The organism is Microthrixaceae bacterium (assembly GCA_016702505.1).
GTDB lineage: Bacteria > Actinomycetota > Acidimicrobiia > Acidimicrobiales > Iamiaceae > Aquihabitans.
The window spans coordinates 114,952-129,520 of sequence record JADJDU010000030.1; the positions used below are offsets into that span (position 1 = coordinate 114,952).

Consider the following 14,569-nt stretch of genomic DNA (forward strand, 5'->3'; position numbering starts at 1 on the left):
CGGACCCTGGACCGACGGCATCCAAACTCCGCCGGAAGGCTCTGCCTTTCGGTGGATCCAGGCTTATCGGCAGTAGGGACCTAGGCCCCCTCACCCCGCTGTGCTCGCCGGCCTATCAACTCCACCGCACAAGCACCGCCCGCGCCGATGGCGAGGGCCTGAGGAAGCAGGGGCAGCGGAACATCGAGCTCGAAAAGCTCCCGGACCGGTGGAACCGCCACCGCTGCCGCCGCGATGCCCGCCATGGTGGCGACCAGCGCCGCCTTCCACGCCCGAACCGGCCGGGCCAGGACGGCCAGGATCCACAAGGCGACGACCAATGCGGCTATTGCCGCCGCGGTTCGGCGCTCGTCGGTCGTGGCGTTCTCGACGGTGGCTAGCAGGTAGGCCGAGAACACAGACAGTGCCACCACCGCTCCGGAGGGCACGGCGAAGGCCAGAACGCGGCGAAGAAACCCTGGCCGGTAACGGGCCTGATTGGGTCCCAGGGCCAAGAAGAACGCCGGTATCCCGATGCTCACCGAGCTGATCAAGGTCAGGTGGCGAGGGAGGAACGGGTACGGCAGGCCAACAATCGAAACCAGGATCACCAGGAGGAACGAATAGGTGTTCTTGGACACGAAAAGGCTGGCAACTCGCTCGATGTTGCCGATGACACGGCGCCCCTCGGCCAGCACCTTCGGCATCCGGGAGAACTCACCGTCGAGCAAGACCAACTGGGCTGCGGCTTTGGTCGCCGGTGCGGCGTTGCCCATCGCCACACCGATGTCTGCATCCTTGAGGGCCATGGCATCGTTGACGCCGTCACCGGTCATCGCCACTACATGACCCTGTGACTGCAGTGCCCGCACCATCGACCGCTTCTGGTGGGGACTGACCCGACCGAACACGGTGTGGTCGGCAACGGCGTCGGCCAGATCCTCAGGCTCCTCCCCCAGCTTTCGGGCATCCACCGGATCTCCGACGTCGAGGCCCAGTTCGGTGGCGATGGCAGCCACCGTCGAGGGGTTGTCGCCCGATATCACCCGGATCGAGACGCCCTGATCGCGGAAGAACCGCAATGTGTCGGCAGCGTCAGGCCGCACCTTCTCGGCCAAGGTGACCAGGGCCTCACTGGTCCTGTCCGATGGCAGTTCGGGCCCGTCAAGGGGTGAGGGCGACCACTGGACCAGCAGAACCCTTCGGCCTTGGGCAGCTAGGGCGGTCACATCCCTTCGCTCCGGTGCATCGGTGTCCAACATCACGTCGGGGGCACCGAGGTACCACGAGCCTCTTTCGGCGAAGGATGCTGCGCTCCACTTCCGAGCCGACGAGAAGGGCACCGAACCATCCTGGAGCCAGTCATCGGGTGCGGGGCATGCCGCCCGAATGGCGGCCAGGCTGGCGTTGGCGTCAGCCGCACCCGCCATGGCCCCCAACCCGGCGCGCACCATCGCCTCCCCCTGCCCGCTGCGAAGGGGAAGAAGCTGATCGAACTCGATGTCACCCACGGTGAGGGTCCCGGTCTTGTCCAGGCACACCACATCCACTCGGGCCAGACCCTCCACCGCTGGTAGTTCTTGTACGAGCACCCGGCGTCGAGTCAGGTCGAGCGCGGCCAAGAAGAATGAGATGCTGGTCAACAGCACAAGACCTTCGGGCACCATTCCCACCAAGGCGGCCACGGTGCCCGTGACGGGTTCCCGCCAGTCCCCGGTGTCATCGTTGCGGAACTGCGACCAGATCAAAAGCGGTGTCACCGCGGTGATGATCCAGGTGATGTAGCGGAGCAGGGTGTCGATCCCCTCCTGGAGTTCGGATCGGGCTCGGGTGAACACCTTCACCTCGGCTGCCAGCCGGCGGGCGTAGGAGTCGTGACCGACAGCGGTGGCCTGGTAGCGGCCGGTGCCGGCCAGGACCACGGTGCCCGACAACAAGGCGTCGCCGTCTGCCTTCGAGACCGGATCGGACTCACCGGTTAGAGCCGACTCGTCCACTTCCAGACCAGAGACCTCCACCACGATCCCATCCGCGGGCACCTGGTCTCCGCCACGCAACTCGACCAGATCGTCAAGGACCACCCTGGCGATCGGCAACTCGACGAGCTCCCCTTGGCGCACGACCCGAGCCGTAGGGGCGTGCAACACAGCTAGCCGATCCAGCGTGCGTTTGGCCCGGACCTCCTGGATGATCCCGATGAGAGCGTTCAGAACCACGATCACCGCGAACATGGCGTCGCCGAGTCGACCGGTGGCCAATACCGCCACGGCCAGGACAGAGAGAATGGCGTTGAATCGGGTGAAGACGTTGGCTCGAACGATCTCGCCGACCGTCCGCGATGTGGTTTCCTCGACCTCGTTGGTCTGACCGGCTCGTTCGCGGCCGTCGACCTCGTCCGCGTTCAGTCCTGAAGGCCCGGTCCGGACCTTCAGGGGTGGGACATCGGTGGCGGACACGGTTCAGTTGGAACGCTGACGCACACGAAGCTTGATCGGCGTCGCCCCCAGGTCGAAGGCCTCTCGCAACTTGCGCTCGATGTAGCGCAGGTAGGTTGCTGGGAGTTCCTTGTTGGCGAACAACGTGAAGGTGGGCGGGTCGGTCGCGCCTTGGGTGGCGTAGAGGATCCGGGCTCCGTGGGGGGCGGGTTGAGCCGATTGGGCCAAGGACACGACTTCGTTCACCCGACGGGTTGGCACCCGGCGGTGGTAGGCGGTGATGGCCTCGGCCAGGGCGGGCAACAAGCGGTGCACGTTCTTGCCGGTGAGCGCCGAGATGCGGATCACCTCACTCTCGCCCAGGAAGGCCAGCTTCTGGCCGACCTCGTAGGTGACTCCGGCTCGCGAATCGGTGTCGAGTAGTTCCCACTTGTTGAGGAGCACCACGATCGGGCAACCAGCCGCGTCGATCCTCTCGGCCAGGCGTTGATCCTGGTGGGTCACCCCCTCGGTGGCGTCGATCACGAGCAACGCCACATCGGAGGAGTCGACGGCCTTGAGAGCCCGAACGAAGGAGTAGTACTCGGTGCCCTCTTCGATCCTCGCCTTGCGGCGCATTCCGGCGGTGTCGACGAAGCGGATGGGACCATCGGGGGTGTCGACGATGGTGTCCACCGCGTCTCGGGTGGTGCCAGGCATGTCGTGGACCACCGACCGATCCTCTCCGATGAGCCGGTTGAACAGCGTCGACTTACCCACGTTGGGACGACCGACGAGAGCGACCGAGAAAACCCGATCGCCGTCCCCGCCTGGTCCCGTCACCGGGATCGGCTCGGCTGGCTCCGGGGCCGGTTCGGGAAGGGCATCGACCAGGGCTTCCAACAGGTCACCAGTTCCGAGACCGTGTAGCGCCGTCACCGGCCACGGCGATCCCAGCCCCAGCGACAAGAACTCCCACATCAGGGCCTCGTGGGAGGCGTCGTCGACTTTGTTGGCCACGACGAACACCGGAGCTTCCGACACCCGAAGCAGCTCGGCGACCCGAGCATCCTCCTCGGTGACACCGGTGGTCACATCTACCACCATGAGAACGGCGTCGGCCTCGGAGATGGCTCGCTCGCTCTGGCGACTCACCTTCTCGTCGAGCGCGTCGCCACCAGGCATCCACCCGCCGGTGTCGACCAGGCGAAAGGCTCTCCCCTGCCACTCAGCCAGCACCTCCTTGCGATCCCGGGTGACGCCTGGCTTCTCCTCCACGATGGCCTCACGTCGGCCGACGATTCGGTTCAAAAGGGTGGACTTGCCCACGTTGGGGCGCCCGACGATGGCCACCATCGGCAGGTCGAGGTTCTGTTTATCGGTCATGACGAGGTGTGCTCCAAGGCTCGGCGCAAGGCCGCGCCGTCGGTGGGTATGACCTCGACGATGCGAGGCAGCTCGGCTGGGGTGACGCCGTCGAGGAAACGCCCGCCGGAAAGGCAGACATCGGGAAGAAGGTAGCGGTGGGTCTCGGGTTCGGCCGCGAGGACCCGGATCAGGTCGGCTCCGACCATCAATCCCGTCACCGAGGTGGTACCTCCGAAATACTGGTTGGCAACCGGCAGGACACGCACATCAGAACGTCCAAGCTCAGAGATCAGTGGGCCGATGATGGCGGCGCCGGCCTCGCCGGTGAGGATCCCGATCGGGGCGTCACCACGGGGCTGCAACTTCATCGCCGGAGCGACGACCGTGTCCGGCGATCGATCGAAGGCGCCATGTTCGATGCCCGAAGTGTGCTCTGGTGACGGTGACGACGAGACCGACGCCGAGGCGGATGACAGCGATGGCCTCGCTGAGATCTCGACCGTGGTTACCGATGGCGTCGCCAGCGGCGTGACCGAGGCATCCCGATTCGGGCTCTCCCCGATCGAGGGTGCGGTCCTGATGGCGCGGTAGCCCTCTGGGGGTGCGCCGTAGTCGCCAGCGGCTTCATAGCGGTGTCCGGCCGGCGCCGGAGGGACGGACCCGTCGGCCCAAGCGAAGAAGCCTGAGCGGGGACGGACGACGTCGTCGGCCCGACCGGTGAACTCGGCTTCGAAGGTTCGGGCCATGCCTATGCCGTCCTCGTACATGGCGAAGCCCTCGTATGCCTCTGCTGGAGGGAACGGTCGCTCGGCCAGCAGGTAGTACTCGTCGGCTGCGAACACCAGTCGATGGCCCAGAACGTCCAGGAACGTGTCCTGCCACCTTTCGACGCAGTCGACGACCGCGGCGGCCTCCGCTCGGGTGGTGGCGCGCATCCGCTGTTCGCGGTTGTACCGGCTGATCCCGAGAGGGACCACGCAAAGGCTCGCCAGTTCGGGGAACCGGTCGAGCACCCCGGCCATGGTCTGATCCAAAGTGTCTCCGTCGTTGAGGCCAGGACAGCACACGATCTGTCCGTGTACCTCCACGTCGTGGTCGAGCAGGGCCCGCAACCATCGAAGGGATGGTCCGCCGCGCCGATTGCGCAGGAGGTCGTTGCGGGTGGATGCGTCCGTGGCGTGGATGCTGACATTCAGGGGCGAAAGGCCTTCGGTCACGACCCGCTCCAGGTCGGCCTCGGTGAAACGGGTGAGGGTGGTGAAGTTCCCGTACAAGAAGCTGAGGCGGTAGTCGTCATCCTTCAGGTAGAGGCTCTGACGCAGCCCGGGAGGAAGTTGGTAGATGAAGCAGAACTCGCAGTGGTTGTCACAGGTCCGCAACTGATCGAAGAGCGCAGAGTGGACGTCGATTCCCAGCTTCTCTCCCGCCTGCTTTCGGACAGGCACGGTTAGCTCGAGACCGCCACGCCTGATCTCCAGCGTCGGGTCCGCTTCGTCGGTCAACCACGTCCAGCGAATGATGTCCCGGGGCGCTTCGCCATCTATCGACAGCACCTCGTCGCCCACCTCGACCCCTGCCTCTGCGGCTGGCGACCCCGGAGCAATCGAAAGCACTCTCGGGGCAGACATAGTCCTCAGCTTCCTGGCGGATTGGTGCGGTCGTCGTCGTGGTGAGGTTGATCAGACCGAGGCGCTGCCTCGGCTCAAATCAATCCGAGGCGCTGCCTTGGTTCAACCATGCAGTGTTCATGGGTTGGTTCGCCTCTTGGCTCAATACTGCGGATTGTAAGGGGTGGGCGTCGCGTTCTATGGGGTGCGGCGCTGAAGCTCGACTTTGAGAACGTCGAGACCGCGCAGACCTCCGCTCTGAAAGAACTCGCGCTCCACGATCCTCGGGGCATGAAATCTGTGGGTCAGTGCCTTCAGCGCCTCCTGGAGTTGAAGGCGAGCCAGGGAGGCGCCGAGGCAGTAGTGCGCACCGACCCCGAAGGCGAGGTGGCTGGCCCCATTCGCCTCCGGATCCATCTGTTGAGGATGTCGATAGCGGAGAGGATCGTGGTTGGCGTCGTCGATGCTCACGAACACCAACTCATGATCCTTCAGCGACGTTTCGCCAAAATCGAACGACAGCGTCGCTTCCCGGGTGGTGCCCATGTTCGTTCCCTGATGACGCAGAACCTCCTCCAGGACCGGAACCAGGTGCGCCTCGTCGTCGGCGACCGAATCCCACAGGTGGTGGTTCTCGGCGAGGACGTTCACCATCAGGCAGAGCTGGTTGGTAACGGGCTCGTGGCCCGCGCTTAGGAGGGCGGACACCTGGGCGGCAGCTACTGCGAGGGACGTCTCGCCGTTCTCTACCGCGTTGGCGAACTGGCCGATCACGTTGTGGCCGGGATCGGGTCGACGACGGTCGACCACCGACTCGGCAAGGTCCAGTAGCTCGTTGGCCGTTGCCGTGAACTCCTCGAGACTCGACGGCAGGTTCCGCGCGCAGTGGGCGAAACGAAGCACCAGGTCGTGGATGGACTCGGTTTCGGTGGGATCGAACCCGAAGAAGTGACACGCACCGGTAGTGGTGTAGGGGTTGGCGAAATCCGACACGAAGTCGACCGGCCCCCTGTCTCCTAGGGCATCGGCCAGGTTCTCGGCCTCGACGCGGTGGAGCATCCGAACCCGCTCGACCGCTCTGGGGGTGAACAGGGCCGAGACCAGGCTCCGCGCCTGGACGTGGTCGGGCCCGTTGAGGCTGAGCAGCCCGGATCTTGCGGCCTCCCACAACCGCCCTTCGGTAATGCCAGCGCCCTCGATGTAGCGGGCGAAGTTCGATTGCATTCGAGGATCTGTGAGCACGTCGACGGCCTCGGAATAGCCACGACAGACCAGGAACAAGCCGTCTCGTTCAAGACGCGGCCGAGTTCCGTCGACGGGACAGGACTCGCTCATGGTCGCCAACACTAGAGCTCCTCGCCGCTCTGACCGGGGAGGTCGGAGAGGAGGCGCCAACCGAATCTCCTAGGGTGAACCCGATGGCTGTCGACCGTGTCCTACTCGCTGCCCCCAGGGGGTTCTGTGCCGGGGTTGAGATGGCCATCAAGGCCCTGGCTTGGATGGTGAAGGCATTCGAGCCGCCGGTCTACTGCTACCACGAGATCGTCCACAACCAGTCTGTGGTCATGCGATTCGAAGAGCAGGGGTCGTGTTCGTCGATGACATCGAGACGGTCCCTTCAGGGGCACCTCTGATGTTGTCGGCCCACGGCTCGGCCCCCGAGGTGGTAGCCGCAGCCCGAGCCAAGGGTGGCTATGTGGTCGATGCCGTCTGCCCGCTGGTGACCAAAGTTCACCATGAGGTCAAGGTGCGGGCGGGAAAGGGATACCAGATCGTCTACGTCGGCCATGAGGGCCACGAGGAGGCGGTGGGCACCATGGCCGTTGCCCCTGACTCCATTCACCGGGTCGAGAGCGTCGAGGAGGTCACAGCCCTTCCGGATCTGGAGGGCCCGGTGGCCATGCTGGCCCAGACCACCCTCAGCCATCGCGACTGGCGAGGAGTAATGGAGTCAGCCAGGGACCGCTGGCCCGACCTGTGGACACCCGGCCGTTCCGACCTCTGCTTCGCTACCACCAATCGCCAGGGGGCGTTGGCCGAGATCGCACCTCGCTGTGATGCGGTTGTGGTGATCGGGTCGGCCAACTCCTCCAACACGGTCGCATTGGAGAAGCTCGCCCGTCAGGCTGGCACTCCCAGAGTCCTGCGGGTAAACGCCGCCAGTGAGCTTCCCGCCGATCTGAGCGGGGTGGTCGGGGTCACCGCCGGTGCGTCGGCTCCGGATTCTCTCGTCGAAGAGGTTCTGGCCACCTTGGCTCCGGTCAACGGGGTGGAAGAAGTACGCATTACCGACGAGGACGAGTACTTCCCGCCGCCGCGCAATCTGCGGGACCTCCTCAACGCCATCGACGCCGCCGCCACATTCAGCCTCGGTGGTCCCGTCGACAGCAGACCGGCCGTCAACGAACGAGGTGTACGGGCCGCTGAGGTGTTGTCCTCGCTTTGAAGCCTGGCTGGACGGGTCCACACCGTTCGAGATGGGTCATGCGAGCTGGCCTTCCTTTCAGTCCGCCTCCTTGGGTCCTCACAGGTTGGTTGCCGCGCCACCACGCCGCCCGCAGTGGCGTGGTGGGCGCGGTTTGAGGGTGGAACACCGGTTGTGGTGGGCTGCCCGACGTGGTTCCCTTCGACATCCAGCTGATCCGAATCTTTCTGCACGTTCTGGCTGCAACGATCTGGGTTGGTGGCCAGTTCACTCTGGCGGGCCTGGTGCCGACGCTGAAGCGCTTTGGCCCCGAGGTGACCACGGCCGCGGCTCGCGCCTTCAACCGGCTGGCCTGGCCTGCCTACGCAGTGCTCATCCTCACCGGCGTGTGGAACCTGCTCGAGGTCCAGGTCGGGGACCGACCCACCAGCTACCACATGGTCCTGGGCATCAAGCTGCTGCTGGTCGCCGGTTCGGGTCTCGGGGCTGCTGCCCACGTTGCTTCCCGTTCGAAGGTGGTCCTCGCCGTCGGCGGATCGCTGGCCGCGCTCGGAGCGCTTGGCTCACTGTTGCTGGGGGTCTGGCTTCGCGGCTGAGTTGCGTGCCCGCCAGGCGAGCCAGATCATCGCGGTGCGGACTTCAAATTCCGCGCCGAACGGCAGGATCCAGTGCCGAGCCTATCGAGGCGTGTGCGTCCGCTAGACCTCGTTGTTGGGGGTACCGGCATCGATCTGAGCCTGGTCGAAAAGCTGTTGGACCACGTCGTGGAGCTCTGCCGTCCGGTTGCGAACTGCAGCCCGACGAGCCTTTGAACCCTCGGCATCGGGAGCAATCAGAGGCGCCCCAACCACCAGCCGAACCGTCCGAGGCTTGATGAACTTCGCACCCTTGGGCATAGCCGCCTCGGAACCTCCGATTCCGACCGGCACGATGGGAACCCCGGTGCGGCTCTGTACGTAGGCCGGTCCGTCGAACAGCGGCTGGACGACCGGACCGTGCTGGCGGGTGCCTTCGGGGAACATCACCAGGGGCTCACCGGCCTCGATCACCTCGATGCAGGTCCTCAGAGCCTCCCGATCAGCCGAACCGCGCGCTACCGGGATACCACCGAGCACCGTGAAAATGCGACCCCAAACTCCCTTCCACAACGTGTCCTTGGCCAGGAAGCGCATCCGTCGACTCGTCACCACCAGAACCAACAGGAAGTCGAGGTTCGATCGGTGGACCGGAGCCAGGATGAACGACCCGGTGTCGGGCACGTTGCTGGCACCCCGGAGCTTTACCCGGAAGAACACCTTGGCAAAGGTGACCAATACGGCACGGACCACGCCGTACAAGATCAACTCGCAGCGGGTGCCGGGTCGGGCGTGACCGTGGCGACCCGGATCGCCGCCTCGGGTGAGTACCTGGTCATCGGGTCGTGGGCGGGTCGTAGACCGCTCGGCCGGGACGTGCTCTCGCTCACGTCGACTCTGGGCTGGCTCATCGGTCGCGGCCAGGCGACCGGCCAGATCCTCGACGATCTCCTCTACCGACATGGCGCTGGTATCGACCACGGTGGCGTCGGCTGCCTGCGTGAGGGGGCTGGCTGCTCGGCCTTGATCTAGAGCGTCGCGTCGGGCGATGTCGGCGGCGACGGTCTTCAGGTCGAGGTCGGTGACCTCCTTGGATCGACGTGCGGCCCGGACTTCCGGCGACGCCGTCAGGTAGATCTTGAGCGCGGCGTCGGGGAACACCACGGTCCCGATATCTCGACCTTCGAGCACACCTCCACCGCGTTCGCGAGCCCACTCACGTTGACGGCGGACCATCTCCGAGCGGACCTCGGCGTTGGCGGCCACGATGCTCACCGCGGGTCACCTCGGGGCCGCGGATGTCTACCGTGGCATCGACCCCATCGACCACCAGCGTGTCAGAACCGACCTCGATGTCGATGTCGCGGGCCAAGGAGGCCCCCGTGTCGGCGTCGGCGGGATCCAGGCCGCGCCGAAGCACTGCGAAGGTGACACCTCTGTACATGGCACCGGTGTCGAGGTACTCCAGACCCAACCGTCGAGCCAGCGCCTTTCCCACCGTCGACTTGCCGGACCCGGCCGGTCCGTCGATGGCGATGACCTTCGGCGGCGCAGTAGGGCTTGGTTCGACCACATCCTCAGACACGGGCCGAAACCCTACCTAGCAGCTCCCAATAGCCAGGGAAGGTCTTGGCCACACATGCCGGATCGGCGATCGAGATCCCAGGTGTCACCAAGCCCAACAGGGCAAAGCTCATGGCCATCCGGTGATCCTGGTAGGTCTGGATCACCGCCCCGTGAGGACGACCTGGTTTGATGGTCCAACCGTCGGGATTGACGGTGACATCCACGCCGCACCGTGCGAGCTCGGTGGCCACCGCGGCGACCCGATCAGTCTCCTTGTGGCGGATGAAACCGATTCCGGTGACCTCGACCTCGCTCTGGGCGAAGGGGGCAGCCACCGCCAGGGTCTGGGCGGTGTCGGAGATGTGGGTCAGGTCGTGGACACCACCGCCAAGGTTCCCTCTCTCGCAACGGATCGTCATTCCGTTGTCGTCGACATCTACCTGTGCCCCCATGGCAGCCAGAACATCGACGAAGGCAACATCTCCCTGGATCGAACCCCTGGTGAGACCCTCAACCCGAACGGTGCCTCCGCAGATGGCGGCCGCGGCCAACGGATAGGACGCTGCGCTGGCATCGAGCTCGACCTGATACCGGGTGAGACGGTATCCGCCGGGTAGCACTGCAAATGTCTGGGGGTCGGGTCGTTCGACAACAGCGCCAAAGGCCTTCATCACTGCGACGGTGAGCTCGACGTAGGGCTGTGACACCAGAGCAGATGTCACCTCTACGACCAGTCCGTCGGGCAGGCATGGACCGATCATCAACATCCCCGACAGGAACTGGCTCGACGCGTCTCCGCGAACCCGAACCGCCCCAGAACGGAGACCTCCCCCTCTGATGGTGGCGGGTAGGTGACCGGCGTCACCGATGGGCTCGAAGCCTCCACCGAGCGTCTCCAGCGCCGAGAACGTGGTGTCCATTGGTCGGGCTTGCATCTGCGGGTGGGCGGTGACCCGGTACGAACCTCTACCGAGGGCCAGCATCGGTATCACGAAGCGGGCAGTCGTGCCCGACTGGCGAACGTCGATGGTGGCATCGCATGGTGGTGGACTTCCGCCGCACCCCACCACGGTCAGCACGGTTCCGTCCTGCTCAGCGGCCACATCCAAACCCAATGCCGCGAGCACGCCCACCATGGCGTGAGTGTCATCGGCGGACAGGGCACCACTCAGAACCGATGTTCCATCAGCCAGGGCAGCACAAATCAGTGCCCGGTTCGTGATCGACTTCGACCCGGGAACGGTCACCACCGCATCCAGAGGTCCTTCCACCGGCTCGACGGGGAACGGGTCAGCCAGCTTGGAGAGGTCGGACAGGTCGGACATGGCGCTACTCAAGGGTGTTCAGTGACGGTCGGTACCCCCGGTCCAGGAGGGCGGATCGGTAAGTGGCGGCCCGGGATCGGTCCACCAGAATGATCAGGACACCACGGTCGCCTTCGCTGGAATGGGCGATCTCGAAGTCGACGATGTTGATCCCCAGGTCGCTAGCCATGGTGGCCACCTCGGCGATGACCCCATCGCGGTCGGGTACGGGTATCCGCAGTTCGGCCAGCGAGTCGGGTTGTACGACCCGACTGGGAAGGTTGCGACGAGCGACGTGAGAACGTTGCAATGCGGCCAACAGACCAGGCCGATCGCCGGTTGCTACCAGGTCGCGGACTCGGGACAGCTCCTCGGTTAGACGATCGATCACCTCGACGATGGCATCGCGGTTCTCGGCACAGATGTCGGGCCAGATGGAGGGACTCCCGGCCGCGATGCGCGTCATGTCGCGAAACCCGCCGGCGGCGAGGCGCAACAGGGCGGCATGCTCCTCGGCCCGCTCGTCGGCGATGGCCATCAGCGAGGCCGCCGTCAGGTGGGGAACGTGGGACACCACCGCCACCAGCGCGTCGTGGCGGAACGGGTCTAGGGCGACAACATCTGCTCCCAGGCTACGAACGACACCATCGACGGTGGCGAAGTGATCGGCGTCGGTACCCGACACCGGGGTGAGGACCCAGACCGCACCTTCGAAAAGATCGGGAGTTGCGCCGTCCACACCGAGCTGTTCGGACCCAGCCATCGGGTGACCCCCGACGAAACGGGGATCGTCCACCTCGGTGACCACTGGCGCCTTGACCGACCCCACGTCGGTGACCGCACCACGGGTATCGGCCAGGGCGCGCCGTACCTCGACCGCAATCGACGAGACCGGCGAGGCCACGAAAGTGATCTCGGCGGCTGGATCCAGGCCGATGGCATCGATGGCCCCCAGCTCCACGGCTCGCCGGGCTGAAGCCTCAGACGAATCCACCCCGGTGACGTGCCAGCCCTGAGCGCGCAGCGCCAGACCCACCGATCCGCCGATAAGTCCGGTTCCGATTATCGACGCTCGTCGGGTACCCGAGTCCCCCATCGCTCAGCCTGGGAGGTCGTCGCGCAGCCCGGCGGCGTCGTGGAGGTAGACGTGGCGCATCTCGTTGCGGGGTCTGTCGGTGGTGAGATGAGCCATCACCCGGATGCAACGGGCTGTGCTTCCAGGAACCGGGATCTCGGTTGCGCACAGCAGCGGAACGTCACTCAGGCCGATGGTCCGCGCCGACGCCGCCGGGAAGGCCGACACCAGGTCTGCGGTCACGGTGAACCAGATGCTGATCAGGTCGTCGTGATCGACATCGTTTCGCTCGAACATGACCTCGAGCAGCTCAACGGTGCGGGAGCCGATCTCCTCGGGGGTGTCGGCATCAACCGTGGTGGCCCCGCGGAGGGCTCGGACTGCAGTGGACATCCCGGCGATGCTACCGACCGCGGTCAGATCCCTAGGACCCGAGCGGACCAATCCGCTCGCCTTTCTTAGCTTGCGATTAAACCCTGGTGAGGGGGTTAGGCGGCTTTCTTGATGGCGGGGTGGCGTTGGCGGGGGCCGGTTTTGGTGCCTTTGGGGCGGCCGGGTCCGGCTCGGGAGGGTTTTGGCGGGTTGGCGGGGGTGCCGAGGTGGGCGCGAAGTCGTCGAAACCCTCTGCGGGCTCGGGTGGGGGTGAGTTGCTCGGCGGGTCGGGGGCGTTCCCAGGGGAGGCGGAGGTCGTCGATGTGGGTGCGGGCGAGGCGGAGTTGGGTGTAGGCGGCGATGGTGAGCCAGGTCCATCGGTCGGCTTGGTCGGGCGTGGCGACTGATGGGGTGGTCCAGCCGAGGGTGTTCTTGGCGAAGCGGAAGGTGTGTTCGATGTCGAAGCGGCGCAGGTAGGCGCGCCAGGCCACGTCGAGATCGGGTGGGTGGGGGCCGGAGTGCCAGAGCCACAGGGTCTTGTTGGTGCGGGCGGTGGGTTTGGGGAGGTGTTCGACCTCGACGCGGATGACGGTGCCTTCCACGATCGGTGGTGGGCCTGGGTGGTCGTGCCAGTGGCTGCTGGGGTGGCTGAGGCGGGGGTGCAGGTTGGACCAGGCTGTGACGGTGACGGTGCCGTAGCGGGTCTCGGTGGCGGTGTGGGTGGCGGTCGGTTCGAGCCAGGTGTCGGGCTGTGAGCACTTCATGCGGTGACCGTGGCGGGGCGGTCGGCCACCGGTTGAGAGTGGCCGGTTGGGTCGCGGGGGTGGTGGGGCGTAGAAGACGCGGTCCTCGCGGATGCGAGTGAGGGTTTGGGCGCGGGTATCGCGTAGTTCCCAGCCGATGGCGATCGGGTCGTATCCGGCGTCGAAGACGAACAGCGGGGTGTCGGCGTCGTCGGGGAGTAGGTCGACGAGGCGGCGGAGCTGGTCGATGGTGGTCCTGGTCGCGTTCGCGGTGGGTGCGATGCGCCCGACATCGACCGGTGCGGTCCAGCTGTCGGGCGCCCAGTTGAGCTGGGTTATCCACTGGTAGGACCAGCCCGCCACGATCGGCTGACCGGCGGAGTGCTTGGACGCCGAGTAGTAGAAGCCGCGCTCGGGGCTGCACTCGGCGTCGCATCGGTCCCAGGTGGAGGCGTCGACAGCGAACACCAGCGGCCAGCCGTCGGGTCGATGGGCGATCAACAGCGAACGAAGCCGGTCGATGTCGATGCCGCCATCGGCGAGAGCCTTGTAGAGGCTGCCGTGGGAACGACGGAACTCCGGTTCCAGGCTCAACGCAGGGGCCGAGTGGATCGGGCCCGGGGTGCACAGCTGCGCGTCGCAGAGCTCGAACAGGGCGTCACCCCAACGGGTCAGACATCCGTAGAGGCCAGACCGGAACGATTGGAGCGTCTCATGGCCCATAGCAGACAGTATGGCTACTGTCTGCTCTTGGATCGGGGATAGTCTGTGGGTTCGGAGGAACTCATGGCCCGTACCCACCAGCAACGTCTCGCCGCCTACGACGACCGCTACCGCGCCCTCGCCGCCCAACTGGCCGAGATCGGCCCCATCTCGGCTGGCACACTGACACGCCGCTTTACGCGCTGCGCCTCACCAGGCTGTAAGTGTCGTGCCGACCCACCACGGCCCCACGGCCCCTACTGGCAGCTCACCCGCAAGATCGACGGCAAGACCGTCACCCGCCGCCTGACCCCCGCCCAAGCCAAGCTCTACCGCCAGTGGATCGCCAACGACCGCCGCCTCCGTCGCACCATCGACCAAATGCGCACCGTGGCCGCCAAAGCCAACGAGATCCGACTCACCCACCCCGAGGTTTAAT

11 protein-coding genes and 2 pseudogenes are annotated in these 14,569 nt (G+C 65.7%); 3 read left to right on the forward strand and 10 right to left on the reverse strand.

Features of this window, described 5'->3' with window-relative positions:
* Nucleotides 1–80: 80 nt before the first annotated feature.
* The 4 genes from IPG97_17745 to IPG97_17760 all read right to left on the reverse strand — a co-directional run bounded on the left by IPG97_17745 (nucleotide 81) and on the right by IPG97_17760 (nucleotide 6,703).
* Entirely contained in the window at nucleotides 81–2,435 is a 2,355-nt protein-coding gene (locus tag IPG97_17745) for an HAD-IC family P-type ATPase (protein MBK6858336.1), read from the reverse strand.
* A gap of 3 nt (nucleotides 2,436–2,438) precedes the next feature.
* The gene (der, locus tag IPG97_17750; GenBank protein ID MBK6858337.1) at nucleotides 2,439–3,779 is read right to left on the reverse strand and encodes a ribosome biogenesis GTPase Der; all 1,341 of its coding nucleotides are present in this window, start codon (nucleotides 3,777–3,779) and stop codon (nucleotides 2,439–2,441) included.
* The gene (locus IPG97_17755; GenBank protein ID MBK6858338.1) at nucleotides 3,776–5,389 is read right to left on the reverse strand and encodes a DUF512 domain-containing protein; all 1,614 of its coding nucleotides are present in this window, start codon (nucleotides 5,387–5,389) and stop codon (nucleotides 3,776–3,778) included. The genes der and IPG97_17755 overlap by 4 nt, the downstream gene beginning before the upstream one ends.
* A 177-nt stretch (nucleotides 5,390–5,566) precedes the next feature.
* On the reverse strand, nucleotides 5,567–6,703 hold the full coding sequence (locus IPG97_17760) for a cytochrome P450 (protein MBK6858339.1): 1,137 nt from the start codon (nucleotides 6,701–6,703) through the stop codon (nucleotides 5,567–5,569).
* 83 nt (nucleotides 6,704–6,786) lie between these two features.
* Here IPG97_17760 and ispH point away from each other — a divergent pair.
* Both ispH and IPG97_17770 read left to right on the forward strand, forming a co-directional pair.
* Nucleotides 6,787–7,814: pseudogene (ispH, locus tag IPG97_17765) on the forward strand (4-hydroxy-3-methylbut-2-enyl diphosphate reductase).
* Nucleotides 7,815–7,984: 170 nt separating this feature from the next.
* Nucleotides 7,985–8,389, forward strand: a complete 405-nt coding sequence (locus tag IPG97_17770) for a hypothetical protein (protein ID MBK6858340.1) — start codon at nucleotides 7,985–7,987, stop codon at nucleotides 8,387–8,389.
* 102 nt (nucleotides 8,390–8,491) lie between these two features.
* Here the strand turns inward: IPG97_17770 and IPG97_17775 are convergent, their stop codons facing one another.
* The 6 genes and pseudogenes from IPG97_17775 to IPG97_17800 form a co-directional block, all read right to left on the reverse strand.
* A complete protein-coding gene (locus IPG97_17775) occupies nucleotides 8,492–9,331 on the reverse strand; it encodes a 1-acyl-sn-glycerol-3-phosphate acyltransferase (GenBank protein MBK6858341.1) in 840 nt (279 codons plus the stop codon).
* A pseudogene (locus IPG97_17780) lies at nucleotides 9,311–9,941 on the reverse strand ((d)CMP kinase). Before IPG97_17780 ends, IPG97_17775 begins: the two are co-directional and overlap by 21 nt.
* A gap of 4 nt (nucleotides 9,942–9,945) precedes the next feature.
* Nucleotides 9,946–11,259 (reverse strand): 3-phosphoshikimate 1-carboxyvinyltransferase, encoded by a 1,314-nt coding sequence (gene aroA, locus IPG97_17785; GenBank protein ID MBK6858342.1) that lies wholly within the window; start codon nucleotides 11,257–11,259, stop codon nucleotides 9,946–9,948.
* A gap of 4 nt (nucleotides 11,260–11,263) precedes the next feature.
* Nucleotides 11,264–12,334 carry a prephenate dehydrogenase gene (locus IPG97_17790; protein MBK6858343.1) on the reverse strand — a complete coding sequence of 357 codons (1,071 nt, stop codon included), beginning with the start codon at nucleotides 12,332–12,334 and terminating at the stop codon, nucleotides 11,264–11,266.
* Between the two features lie 3 nt (nucleotides 12,335–12,337).
* Nucleotides 12,338–12,706, reverse strand: coding sequence for a chorismate mutase (aroH, locus tag IPG97_17795; GenBank protein MBK6858344.1), 369 nt, complete (start codon nucleotides 12,704–12,706; stop codon nucleotides 12,338–12,340).
* Nucleotides 12,707–12,801: 95 nt separating this feature from the next.
* Nucleotides 12,802–14,151: a transposase gene (locus IPG97_17800; GenBank protein MBK6858345.1), complete on the reverse strand. Its 1,350-nt coding sequence runs from the start codon at nucleotides 14,149–14,151 to the stop codon at nucleotides 12,802–12,804.
* A 45-nt stretch (nucleotides 14,152–14,196) separates the two neighbouring features.
* Here IPG97_17800 and IPG97_17805 point away from each other — a divergent pair, with 45 nt between their 5' ends.
* Nucleotides 14,197–14,568, forward strand: coding sequence for a hypothetical protein (locus IPG97_17805; protein ID MBK6858346.1), 372 nt, complete (start codon nucleotides 14,197–14,199; stop codon nucleotides 14,566–14,568).
* The last annotated feature ends 1 nt before the right edge of the window (nucleotide 14,569 follow it).

Excerpts from the sequence above, each read along its gene's own strand:
- der (MBK6858337.1), bottom strand. The coding sequence starts at position 3,779 with ATGACCGATAAACAGAACCTCGACCTGCCGATGGTGGCCATCGTCGGG.
- IPG97_17775 (MBK6858341.1), bottom strand. The coding sequence starts at position 9,331 with ATGTCGGTAGAGGAGATCGTCGAGGATCTGGCCGGTCGCCTGGCCGCG.
- IPG97_17760 (MBK6858339.1), bottom strand. The coding sequence starts at position 6,703 with ATGAGCGAGTCCTGTCCCGTCGACGGAACTCGGCCGCGTCTTGAACGA.
- IPG97_17790 (MBK6858343.1), bottom strand. The coding sequence starts at position 12,334 with ATGGGGGACTCGGGTACCCGACGAGCGTCGATAATCGGAACCGGACTT.
- IPG97_17800 (MBK6858345.1), bottom strand. The coding sequence starts at position 14,151 with ATGGGCCATGAGACGCTCCAATCGTTCCGGTCTGGCCTCTACGGATGT.
- aroA (MBK6858342.1), bottom strand. The coding sequence starts at position 11,259 with ATGTCCGACCTGTCCGACCTCTCCAAGCTGGCTGACCCGTTCCCCGTC.
- IPG97_17755 (MBK6858338.1), bottom strand. The coding sequence starts at position 5,389 with ATGTCTGCCCCGAGAGTGCTTTCGATTGCTCCGGGGTCGCCAGCCGCA.
- aroH (MBK6858344.1), bottom strand. The coding sequence starts at position 12,706 with ATGTCCACTGCAGTCCGAGCCCTCCGCGGGGCCACCACGGTTGATGCC.